The sequence below is a fragment of the Halapricum sp. CBA1109 genome (assembly GCF_009741825.1).
Lineage (GTDB): Archaea > Halobacteriota > Halobacteria > Halobacteriales > Haloarculaceae > Halapricum.
This window is the reverse complement of record NZ_WPCA01000096.1, coordinates 1-10,848: the sequence shown is the minus strand read 5'-3', so window position 1 is coordinate 10,848 and position 10,848 is coordinate 1. Positions and strand designations below refer to the sequence as shown.

The 10,848-nt window shown below is 68.3% G+C and carries 9 protein-coding genes, 1 tRNA gene and 4 pseudogenes; 8 read left to right on the top strand and 6 right to left on the bottom strand.

The window, feature by feature from the left end:
• Both GJ629_RS11035 and GJ629_RS11030 read right to left on the bottom strand, forming a co-directional pair.
• On the bottom strand, window positions 1-539 hold a 539-nt coding region (locus GJ629_RS11035), incomplete at its 3' end, for a glycosyltransferase (protein ID WP_157513100.1).
• Window positions 540-565: 26 nt separating this feature from the next.
• Complete coding sequence (locus tag GJ629_RS11030) at window positions 566-1,624, bottom strand: glycosyltransferase family 4 protein (RefSeq protein ID WP_370515872.1); 1,059 nt, start codon at window positions 1,622-1,624, stop codon at window positions 566-568.
• Between the two features lie 88 nt (window positions 1,625-1,712).
• On the opposite strand from GJ629_RS11030, the gene GJ629_RS11025 reads away from it, so the two are divergent.
• Together GJ629_RS11025 and GJ629_RS11020 are read left to right on the top strand one after the other, a co-directional pair.
• On the top strand, window positions 1,713-2,003 hold the full coding sequence (locus GJ629_RS11025; protein ID WP_157513097.1) for a ribonuclease P protein component 4: 291 nt from the start codon (window positions 1,713-1,715) through the stop codon (window positions 2,001-2,003).
• Between the two features lie 2 nt (window positions 2,004-2,005).
• A complete protein-coding gene (locus GJ629_RS11020) occupies window positions 2,006-2,563 on the top strand; it encodes a SprT-like domain-containing protein (RefSeq protein ID WP_370515871.1) in 558 nt (185 codons plus the stop codon).
• 83 nt (window positions 2,564-2,646) lie between these two features.
• Here GJ629_RS11020 and GJ629_RS11015 read toward each other — a convergent pair whose 3' ends face one another.
• Complete coding sequence (locus GJ629_RS11015; RefSeq protein WP_157513094.1) at window positions 2,647-4,281, bottom strand: hypothetical protein; 1,635 nt, start codon at window positions 4,279-4,281, stop codon at window positions 2,647-2,649.
• A 725-nt stretch (window positions 4,282-5,006) separates the two neighbouring features.
• On the opposite strand from GJ629_RS11015, the pseudogene GJ629_RS18000 reads away from it, so the two are divergent.
• A pseudogene (locus tag GJ629_RS18000) lies at window positions 5,007-5,180 on the top strand (DUF2250 domain-containing protein); the annotation flags it as partial.
• Between the two features lie 337 nt (window positions 5,181-5,517).
• Window positions 5,518-5,654: pseudogene (locus tag GJ629_RS17130) on the top strand (NUDIX hydrolase); the annotation flags it as partial.
• Here GJ629_RS17130 and GJ629_RS11000 read toward each other — a convergent pair.
• Window positions 5,639-6,118 (bottom strand): annotated as a pseudogene (locus tag GJ629_RS11000) (transcriptional regulator); the annotation flags it as partial. The pseudogenes GJ629_RS17130 and GJ629_RS11000 overlap by 16 nt on opposite strands.
• A 1-nt stretch (window position 6,119) precedes the next feature.
• Complete coding sequence (gene bioB / locus GJ629_RS10995; RefSeq protein ID WP_370515870.1) at window positions 6,120-7,190, bottom strand: biotin synthase BioB; 1,071 nt, start codon at window positions 7,188-7,190, stop codon at window positions 6,120-6,122.
• Window positions 7,191-7,285: 95 nt separating this feature from the next.
• Between bioB and GJ629_RS10990 the strand changes: the two are divergent.
• Window positions 7,286-8,360, top strand: a pseudogene (locus GJ629_RS10990) (pyridoxal-phosphate dependent enzyme).
• Between the two features lie 271 nt (window positions 8,361-8,631).
• Here the strand turns inward: GJ629_RS10990 and GJ629_RS10985 are convergent.
• A tRNA-His gene (locus tag GJ629_RS10985) sits at window positions 8,632-8,703 on the bottom strand.
• A gap of 114 nt (window positions 8,704-8,817) precedes the next feature.
• On the opposite strand from GJ629_RS10985, the gene GJ629_RS10980 reads away from it, so the two are divergent.
• The 3 genes from GJ629_RS10980 to GJ629_RS17995 all read left to right on the top strand — a co-directional run bounded on the left by GJ629_RS10980 (window position 8,818) and on the right by GJ629_RS17995 (window position 10,724).
• Entirely contained in the window at window positions 8,818-9,438 is a 621-nt protein-coding gene (locus GJ629_RS10980; RefSeq protein WP_157513091.1) for a sensor domain-containing protein, read from the top strand.
• Window positions 9,439-9,504: 66 nt separating this feature from the next.
• A complete protein-coding gene (locus GJ629_RS10975) occupies window positions 9,505-10,215 on the top strand; it encodes a sensor domain-containing protein (RefSeq protein ID WP_157513090.1) in 711 nt (236 codons plus the stop codon).
• A gap of 110 nt (window positions 10,216-10,325) precedes the next feature.
• Window positions 10,326-10,724 carry a hypothetical protein gene (locus tag GJ629_RS17995; protein ID WP_157513089.1) on the top strand — a complete coding sequence of 133 codons (399 nt, stop codon included), beginning with the start codon at window positions 10,326-10,328 and terminating at the stop codon, window positions 10,722-10,724.
• The last annotated feature ends 124 nt before the right edge of the window (window positions 10,725-10,848 follow it).

The following is a 10,848-nucleotide window of genomic DNA, read 5'->3' as shown; positions in this document are numbered from 1 at the left end:
TCGACGCCGTTCGGGACGACTTCGACGGTGGTGTCGACGCCGACGCTCTCGGTGATGTGCTGGCGGGTCCGCTCGCTCGGGGCGATGACCACGTCGGTCTGGTCGAGGAACCACCGCTCGTAGCGGGTCGCACACCGCTCGACCGTCGACTCGATGGTGCCGTTGCCGGGCATATACCCGGCGTACTCGCTGGTCGGCGTGTGGTAGGAGGCGACGAGGGGCAGGTCGTGGCTCCGGGCGACCCGGAGGCCGCTGACGCCGATGCCGAACGGCGTGTGGGCGTGGACGACGTCAGCGTTCCCGACGCCGTCGGGGACCAGCGGTGCCCCGATGCGGAACCCATCGTAGAAGGGGAACGGCAGGCTCCGAACGGGGAACTCCCCGGATTTGGGGTCGCGCTCGCTGGAGTTGGGGTAGACCAGATCCATCTCTCCACCGCGGCGCTGGTAACACTCCCGCCAGGACTTGACGGTGTAGGTCACACCGTTGACCGTCGGGAGGTACGTGTCGGTGAACGCGGCGACGCGAGGCAACCCCATCTACCCCGACGTTGCACCACCGGTGGCTAATGTGTTGTGACTTGGTCGTAGGCGTCGATCAGTTCCTCGCCGACGCGGTCGAGACTGTGCTCGGCGGCCGTCTCGCGGGCGTTCTTGCCCAGTCGCTCCCGGAGGTCCGGGTTCGCTTCCAGTCGCTCCAGGGCTTCGACGAACTCGGCTTTCGAGTCACACAGCAGGCAGTCCTCGCCGTCCTCGTAGTACTCCCGGAAGACGGGGATGTCCCGCAGGACGACGGCCTTCCCGCAGGCCATCGCTTCGAGGACGACCAGTCCCTGATTCTCGACTTTCGTCGGGAAGCAGAACACGTCACCGGCGCCGAACGCCCCGCGCTTGTCCTCGACCCACCCGGTGAAGGTGACGTTTTCGGGGGGATTTTTCGTCCACTTGCGGACGGTCCGGGAGCCGAGCAGGCCGGTGTCGTACTCCCCGAACCACGCGAAGTCGTAGTCAGTCTCGGCGGCGAGTTCACAGAACGTCGTCACGCCCTTGCGTTCGAAGACGCTCCCGACGGCGAAGACGACCATCCCGTCGAGGTCGTAGCGGTCGCGGTACTCCTCGCGGAACTCCCCGTGGCCCTCCAGCGAGGCCGCGTCGACGCCGTTGGAGATGGCTCGTATCGGGGCGTCGATGGGGTACTGCGAGAGTGTCTCGCGGGTGTACTCGCTGGGACAGAGCACCAAATCGGCCTTCGAGTAGAACCACCTGAGGTACTTCCGCAGGGGGTTGGCGAGATACGTCGACCCCCGGAAGCTCTCGGCGAAGTCCTCGCTGGTGACGTGGGCGTGGAGGACAAGCGGGATGTCCCGCTTGCGGGCGTGGCGGGCGACGGCGGCGCTGCCCGGACCGATCATGTTGCAATGGGCCAGATCGAACCGGGTGAACGCGCTCCCGCCGGTCAGTCGGTTGAGCGCGGCGAACTTGGTGTCGCCGCCGTTCCACGGCGTCGTGACGTACTGCACGTCGGCGTCTGTCCGCCCGAGGGCTTTCCGCTGGTGGGTGGCGGCCGTGCTGATACCGCTCCGGTCGAGTTTGTCCGCCAGTTCCAGGTAGTTCAGGACGCGCACACTTCTCGGCACTCCGCGGTCGGAATTAACGCTGTCGACACTCCCCGGAGCGACAGGCCTAATCCCGCCGGCGGCCAACCGCCTCCCAATGGGTCGCGAGGAGACCATCGCCCGCGAGCGGATCGAGATACTGCAGGAGCGCGCGGCCGCCGCCGCCCGCGAGGACCGGCCGGACCGCTCCCGGGAGTACGTCAGGCTGGCCCGCCGCATCGCCGAGCGCAACCGCCTGTCGCTGCCGACGCGGTTCGACCGGTTCAGCTGTGACGCCTGCGACCGGTACCTCCTCCCCGGCCGGAGCGTCCGCGTGCGGACACAGGACGGCCACGTCGTCTATACCTGTGACTGCGGCCACCAGCAACGCCACCCCTACGGCGATTGACCGTGACGGGGGACGGCTACCGCGACGGTCCCGAGACCCGCACCGAACTGCTCGAACGCGCGGCCGCCTACGCCGAGACAGTCCCGCTCGACGTCGACACCGACAGCATCGAGTGGTCGGTGTCTGACCGGGCGCGTCGGCGGGCCGGCTGTTGTCTGTTCGACGGCGAGGCCGTCGAGATTCGGCTGACGTGGGACGCCTACCGCGCGGCGGGGTGGCGGCAGTTCACCGCGACGATACGCCACGAACTGATCCACGCGTGGCAGTTCCAGCGGTTCGGCGAGGCAGACCACGGCGAGCAGTTCGCCGCGCAGGCCGCTCGGCTGGACGCCCCGCGACACTGCGAGCGGTTCAGCGACGCGCGCCTGCGACTGGCGTGTGCGCGCGAGGATTGTGGATGGTCGGCCGACCGTTACCGCGCGTCGCCACCGGTCAAAGAGCCCCGCGCGTACCAGTGTGGCGACTGTGGCGGGGCGCTGGTCGTCGTCCACGAGAGCGGCGAGCGCTGGCGGACGGCGGCGGGCTATCAGGGTGCCCGCGAGCGAATCGAGGAATGGTAAGAGAGGGAGGTGTCGTCGGCGTGGCGAGTGTTAGTCCTCGCCCAGCACGACGTCGAGTGCGGGTGTCGTCGGCGTGGCGAGTGTTAGTCCTCGCCCAGCACGACGTCGACGGTGGCGGCGTCGACGTGGTCCTGTTCGCGGCCGGCGGCGTAGGTCTTGGCGAGGGCGATGACGCGGCCGGTGTAGGAGTCGCCGATGTCGGGCGAGAGCTCAGACTCCAACAGGTCCGTCGTCCACGAGCAGTCGTCGTAGTCGATATCGCCGCGGACGAGGCCGAGGCACAGCGAGACGACCACGGAGTTCATCGCGTCGGTGATGAACTCCGGCGTCGCGCCGGTGATGTCCCCGACAGCGTCGATGTCGACCTGCGTCCGGCCGACGGTCGCGGCGAAAAAGACGGCACCGGCACCCATCTCGGCGGCCGTGAACTCCTGGTCGTCCTCGTCGCTCTGGTACTGTTCGAGCGCGAGCAGGCTCTCCTCGCGGACCTCCTCGCTGAGTTCCAGTTGCTCGACGAGTTGCTCGACGACATCGGTCGCCGAGCGCCGCGGGATGTCCACGTCGACGGCGGTGTCGAGTTCGTCGAGCCACTTGGTGACAGCGCGGGCCTGGAAGGACCGCTCGCCGGCCACGTCGGTCGTGTCGAGGTCGCTATCTTCCATCCGGGCCCCGGCGACCACCGCCGCGCCGGCGAGTTTCGGGGCGTCCTCGACGGTGACGTTGTCGACGCCGTCGACGGCGTCGCCGGCCATCCCGCGGGCGAACAGCCGCGCCGACGCGCTGGCGTCGACGTCGTCGGTCAGCGCGTCGATTTCGTCCTCGACGGCGCTGACGACTGCCGCGTGGTCGTCGCTCGATACCTGTCCGGCGTCGGGTTCTGATGCTGTCATTGTGTCCTCGTCGGTCGTCGCGTCCCCGGCCCCCGCCGTGTCCGTCGTCGCGCTCTCGGTCTCGCCCTCGGTCGCGGTGTCGCCGTTGCCGTCGGTGGCGGCCTGCTGGTCGGCCTCGGCCTCGCTCACGGCCTCGGTGTCGGCCTCGCTTAGGGCCTCGGTGTCGCCCTCGCCGTTGAGTTGGTAGCGGGCGGCCGCCAGTCGGTCCTCGCCCAGCAGGTCCCGGAGCTCGCGGTAGCGGTTCCGGACCGTGACGGCGCTGGTGTCTGAGATGTCGCCGAGCGTGTCCTGATCGAACTCCGACTCGGCGCCGTTGATCTCGGCCGCGAGGTACAGCGCCGCGCCCGCCGTCCCGCTGGGGGAGGTGCCACCGGCGACGACCGTCGGGTCCGTCTCGAAGGCGTCGTGGAGAATCCGCTGGCCGACCTCGATCAGTCGGTCGGGCATCTGCAGGGCCTCGCCGAACTCCCTGATGAGGTCGCCCGGGTGGGCCGGCGGCTCGCCGAGGTCCAGATACTCCGCGACGGCGTCGATCTGTCGCCGGAGCTGATCGGGCGAGACGTCCGCGTCGACGTCCGACGACGCTAGCTGGTCGGACCAGCCGTCGGCTATCTCCCGCTCGCTGACCGGGAGGCCGTCCTCGCGGCTCGACAGTGCCAGTGCCGCCGCCGCGACCTCGTCCATCCGGTCGTCGTCGATGTCGTCCTCGGTCCCGAGACGGTTGAGTCGCACCTGCGTGATCTGGAGTGTGCTGTTGGGTATCTGTAGCTGCTCGACGACCTGTGTGAGTCGCCGCTCGACACTGTCACTATCTGGCGTACTTGACATTGCCTCGTTGTTCGCGCGTCACTGTCTTAACTTTTGGAGGGTTTTTGCCGACGCTGATTTGACCCCGGCGGGCCAACCGGGGACCATATGGTCGTCTCGGAGTCACGTATCGAGCGCCTGCGAACCGAGGCCGACACCATCTTCACCCGCATCGAGCGCGTCGAGTCGGCACTCTCGGAGGCCCGCTCCAGCGACGGCGACCACTGGGAGACCGGCGAACTGACGCTGGACCTCCGGCGGCCCGACGGCGAGTCTATCGCCGTCACGCTCGACATCGACGACAGCGCGGCCGAGAACGCCCAGCGCCGCTACGAGCGCGCCGCCGAGATGGAGGCCACGCTCGAACGGCGCCGGGAGATAGCCGGTCCGCTCGCGCCGCTCCCGACGGAACCGCTGGCGGTCACGCTCCTCGTACACGTCGCCGACCACGAGACGGTGACCTCCCGGGCCGCCGCGGCCGAACTCGACGCCGACCACGACCGCATCCGGTCGCTGTGTGTGGACCTGACCGACGCCGGTCTGTTCGACCGCTCGCCGGCCGCCGACGCCGCCGACCGCTTCTCGCTGTCGGCCGACGGGCGCTCGGTCGCCGATCATCTGGACACCCGCGAGGGGACGGCGACGCTGTTGGAACTCCACGATGAGATGGCCCGGTTAGCCCGTCGCTCCACCGCGGCGGGCCGGACTACCCGACCAAAACCGCCCGCGACCTCGGGTTTTCGCGGGCACACGTCCGGGAGTTGTACCAGGCGATGCGGGCCGTCGGCCTCGTGCAACCGTACGAGGGGTCGATCATCAAGGGCAGTGAGCGGAAACTCAGCCCCAAAGACGAGACTCACAAGAAACACACCTACTACGTGACGACGACTGTCGCCGACCGCATCCTCCGGGAGGAGTGATCGTGTTTCCTGTCGCTGTGTATCGGTGCGACGGTAGTGTTCAGACACGCACCGAACAAAGAGCCTGTTTCTGCCGGCCAACCAGACGAACCCTGGTGGACTGAAAGGGCGAGGCCAGTTCCGGGAACCCCGGCGATGCAAGCACTGCACCGAGCGAAGCGAGGGAAGCGCACAGCGAGCCGCGGGACTGGAACTGGCCGAGGGCTTTCTGTCGCTTCCCACTCTTATTTGAACATCATAGGTGCGACCGGCCGAAATCGGGCGGTCGATACCGGAGTGACCGACGTGGGACACTACGACTGGCACCGCTTTTGACTGTCCCGTCCCAACGCCGACTATGACCGACAATTTGGCGTGGGAACGGCTGGACTCGACCGTCGCGTACACCTGCCCGGGCTTCGACGTCGTCCACGAGGACGTCCGACTGCCCGACGGGACCGAGACCGACTCGACTACGTCTCCGAGCGGTCGTCGAGCATCCGGATCACCCGCGAGCGCTTGAGCACGTCGATCAGGACGCCCTCGTACTCCGCGGCGGCGAAGCGCTCTGCCACCCGCGGGATGAAGTCGTGCTCGAAGTTCGGCAGCGCTATCAGGACGGCGTCGATGGCCTCGCCCGCGGCGATGACGTCGTCGATGGGCGTCTCGGTCCGGCGGGCCTGTGTCGAGGCGGCGACGCCCGCGGCCTCCCCGGTCGCTTTCACGCCGTCGCTGCTCGCCACGCCGCCGTCGGTCTGTACGTCCCCGCCGCTGGCGCTGTCGATGTTGCCCTCCGTCGCTGCCAGCAACTCCGGCACGTCGAGGCCGTTCTCGTCGACGGCGGCCCCGTGGCGGTCACAGGCCGCCACCGGCGTCAGCCCCTCCTTGTGTTGTGCTACCTCAAGCGTTCGCCGCCCGATGCCGCCACAGCCCAGTACCGCGAATGTAATCTCCTCCATGTCAGTCCTCCGTCTCTGTCAGTCCCCGGGCCTTGACCGCCTCGGGGTCGAACTCGTTTGCGTCCATATTCGGCTCCAGTCCCGCGCGCTCGACGACGGCGATGTCCTCGCCCGCGGACTGTCCCTCGGTCGTGAGGTAGTCTCCAGTGAGCAGGCCGTCCGCGCCGGCCTCGAACGGCAGGTGCTGTTCGTCGACGTCCAAGTTGACCTCCCGGCCGCCGGTCAGCCGGACCCGAGCGGTGGGGTGGAGCAACCGGTAGACCGCGATGGTCTTGATCAACTCCGGCGTCTCGATGGCCGCCGACTCGTCCAACTCCTCGCCCAGCGGCGTCCCCGCGACGGGGTTGAGGACGTTCACCGGGAGCGAGGAGACGCCGATGTCCTGTAGCGCCAGCGCCGCGTCGACCCGGTCGGTCGGCGTCTCGCCCATCCCGAGGATGACCCCGGCACAGAGGTCCATCCCGACCTCTTTGGCCAACTCCAGGGTCTCGACGCGGTCCTCGAAGCGATGGGTGTCGACGATTTCGGGGAAGAACCGCGGCGAGGTCTCGATGTTGTGGTTGTAGTGGTTCAGCCCCTCCTCGGCCAGTATCTCGGCCTCCTCGCGCGTGAGGATGCCGAGGCTGGCGTCGACTTCCACGTCCGTCTCGTCCCGAACCAGCCGTATCGCTTCGAGCACCTCCGCCCACTCCTCGGGGCGGTGTTCCTTCGAGACGCCCTTCTCGGCGACGACGATACCGAACCGCTGTGCGCCGTCCCGTTCCGCTCGCTTCGCGGCCTCAAGCACCTTCTCCGGGCCGAGGAAGCCGTAGCTCTCGACGCCGGTGTCGAAGTGGACCGACTGGGCACAGAAGCCACAGTCCTCGGCGCAGTCGCCCGCCTTCGCGTTCACGATGGAGCAGGCGTCGACCGTCCCGTCGCCAAAGTGTGCTCGGACGGCGTCGGCCGCCGCCGCGAGCGCCTCGACCGGCTGGGCGATCAGCGCCAGCCCGTCCCGCCGGTCGAGTCGTTCGCCGTCCAGTACCCGACCGAGCGCCCGGTCGACCGTCCGGTTGCCTGTCTCGTAAACCACACACCCATCCTCGGTTGACGACGACATAAAGATGGGTGCTAGCGTCTCACACGCTCACCGACAACGCCGAGTGGCCGGCGCCCGACGGTCTTCGTATGGACCTCGTCTGTTCGGACTGCGGCCGGACCTACCCCGCGGACGGCCCGTGGCGCTGTTCGTGCGGTCACGCGCTCGATTTCGCCGACCAGCCGTTGCCGGACGGCGGTCCGCCCGCGGCGATGGACCGGTCGGCGGGCCTGTGGGATTTCGAGGCGTTTCTCCCGGTCGAGTGCCGCGTCTCACTGGGCGAGGGTTGGACGCCGTTGGTCGAGGCGCCAGCGTGGGACGCCCAGTTCAAACTGGAGTACATCTTCCCAACGGGCAGTTTCAAGGACCGCGGCGCGACGACGACGCTCTCCCGGGCGCTGGCGCTCGGTGCCGACCGCGTCCTCGAAGACTCATCGGGCAACGCCGGCCTCGCCGTCGCCACCTACGCTGCCCGGGCCGACCTCGACGCCGAGATATTCGTCCCCACCGACGCCAAGCCGGGGAAACGTCGGGCCATCGAGCGAACCGGCGCGACGCTCCGACCCGTCGAGGCTCCCGACAGGCCGTCACTGACGCCTGCGTCGCGGCCGTCGAGGACAGTGACGCCCACTACGCCAGCCACGCGTGGGACCCTGCGTTCCTCGCCGGCACGGCCACCGCCGCCTTCGAGATTGCGGCCCAGCGCGACTGGACCGCTCCCGACGCCGTCCTCACGCCGTTGGGCCACGGCACGCTGTTTCTCGGTGCCTACCGCGGGTTCGACGCCCTCTACCGGGCTGGCTGGATCGACTCGATGCCGCGTCTGCTCGGCGCTCAAGCCGCCGGCGTCGCCCCCGTCTCGGCGCCCTCGGTGGCGACCCCGGGAGCGAGCGCAACGCGGCCGCCGACGGCATCCAGATCACCGACCCCGTACGGCTGGATCAGGTCCTCGACGCTATCGACGCGACCGACGGCGACGCCCTCGCTGTCGGGACCGAGGCGACCCGCCGCGAACACGACCGCCTCGCCCGGGCGGGCTTTCACGTGGAACCGACCTGCGCCACCGCGACGGCGGCGCTATCAGCGTTCCGCGACCGCGGCGTCCTCGCGCCCGAGGACGACGTGGTGGTCGCACTGACCGGGAGCGGTCTGAAAGGCGAGTGAGTGGTGGGGAATGCGGGCTTAGCGACACGTCGCTCACCTTCCTTCTCGGAGTTCCCTGAATTGGTATGGGATATTATGAATTCTCTGGGGTAATCCCTGAAAACACTTTCTATGGTGAGTAGCGTCGCTCTCGACCATCGAAGAAGTGTAAGATAAGTATCAGGTCCGGGTGCGAGAATCGAACCCGATGGCGAGACTCGCTTCGCTCGTCTCGCGTGGTTCGATTTCGCCTTCCGGCTTTTCCACTCCTCCCTTCGGTCGTCGTGAAAAAGTCCGGGTGCGAGAATCGAACCCGCGTCCCAGCCTCCACAAGGCTGGAGGATAACCACTACCCTAACCCGGACACGCATCATACCATAGCCCGACTGCGATTGATATAGGTTACGTTCCGCGGCGGCGACGAACTGTAGCGTTCAAGTGTCCCGAGGGTGAGTGCACGACTACGCGGCGACTTCATATGGCAGGGACGGCGCTCTCTAGGCTGGTCGAACCGTTCGGGCGGACCGAGACGTATCGCCGGCTGGCGTATCTCCTGCTTGCGGTACCGCTGGGACTGGCCTACTTCGTCGTCTTCACCGTCGGGTTACTCGTCGCGGCGGCGCTCTCGCTGACGTTTTTCGGCATCCCCATCGGTATCCTGCTCGTCCTCGCGAGTCGGTACGTCGCCGAGTTCGAACGGGCACAGGCCCGGCGGTTCCTCGGGATGGACGTGCAGGCGCCGAACGACACCCGGACCGACGACGACAGCTTCTGGAGCCGTCTCTGGGCGCGGCTCTCCGCGGGGTCGACGTGGAAGGGCATCGGCTTCTTCTACGCCAAGTTCGGGCTGGGGCTGGGCGCGCTCGCGTTCCTCTGGACGCCGATAGCGCTCGCGCTCGTGTTCGTCCTCGCGCCGGTGTTGTTCCTCGCGGGCGTCGACCTGACACTGTTCGGGGTGGGACTGGAGAGCCTCACGGCGACGGTCGTCGCCGTCCCGGTCGGTGGCCTGTTGTTGCTGCTTTTGGTGCCGCTCGCGGTGTTCACGACCCGGCTCTGGGAGACGCCGACCAACCTCCTGTTGGACCGCAACCGCCGGTAGGGGTGTTTCACGCGGTGCAGTTCGGGACCCGGTATTAGGTGTCCGGGTGTCTTCGACATCGACATAGTGACGACGAACGACAGCACGAGCCTGCTCCGGCGCGCCGTCGACGTCCCGTTCCGGGCCCAGACCTACCGGAACCTGCTGTATCTGGGAATGGCGTTCCCGCTCGGCATCTGCTATTTCGTCCTGTTCGTGACCGGTCTCTCGCTCGGAATCGGGCTCCTCATCGTCTGGGTCGGGCTCCCCATCCTGTTGTTGACGCTGGTCGGGGCGGCAGCGGCCGCCGGCATCGAGGTGACGCTCGCCCGGGAACTGGTCGGTGTCGAGGCCGAACTCCCCTCAGTGCTACGGGAGGCGACGGTCGGCGACCGGGTCGTCCTCCCCGGAGACGGCTTTCTCGACGCCGTCCGCAACCTCGTCACCGCGCCGACGACGTGGACGAGTGTCGTCCTCGTCCTCGCCAAGTTCGCGTTCGGCATCGCCGCGTTCGTCGCCCTGACGACCGTACTGGCCGTCTCGACGGGGCTTCTCGCCGCACCGCTCCTGTACGACAACCCGGACATACAGGTCGGACTCATCGGGCCCGCGGACGTTGGGCCGTACACGCTCGGACCCGTGGCCGTCGAGACGCTCCCGGCGGCGCTCGGCGTCTCGGTCCTCGGCGTTCTCTCGCTGTTCGTCGGCCTCCATCTCCTGAATCTGCTCGCGCGAATCCACGCCACCTACACGGCGCTGTTGCTCGGCATCGGCTCCGACGATACCACGTCTCGATAACTAGACTGGGAACTGAAAAGGGAGGAACCCGACTGTCAGGATATGCTTCCGACACTCGACTGCCGCCTCGGTCCCGGACCGCCGTCCCGGGGGGCGACTGGGTGGTCACGATGACCGGCGACCCCACAGCGGTCCCGCTGTCGGCGGTCCCGACGCCGATGGCGACGGTCACCATCGCTGACGGGCGTCCGACGCTCTCCCGGACGAACGAGGCGTTCGTCGACGCCTTCGGCCCCGTCGAGGCGGACACGACCATCGGGGAGTGGTGGCGGTCCGCGCCCGTCGAGAGCGACGCCGTCGATGTCGCCGACCTGCGCACGGCCCTGACCGGCGGCGAGGACATCGACGGGCAGGTACGCGTCTCCGTCGACGGGCAGACCCGAACGTACCGCCTCCGGGCCGCCGTCGACGGCGGGGCGCGGACGCTCTCGGCGGCGCCCGAGCGGGGGAGCGTCGTCGATGCCGACCGCATCGCGACGGTCGTCAGCCACGACCTCCGGACCCGCTGAACGTCGCCTCGGGGTCGATGCAACTCGCCCGCGAGAGTGGGGACCCGACCCACTTCGACCGCGCCGAACGCGCTCACGACCGGATGGAGCGCCTCATCGACGGCCTGCTTACCCTCGCGACGGA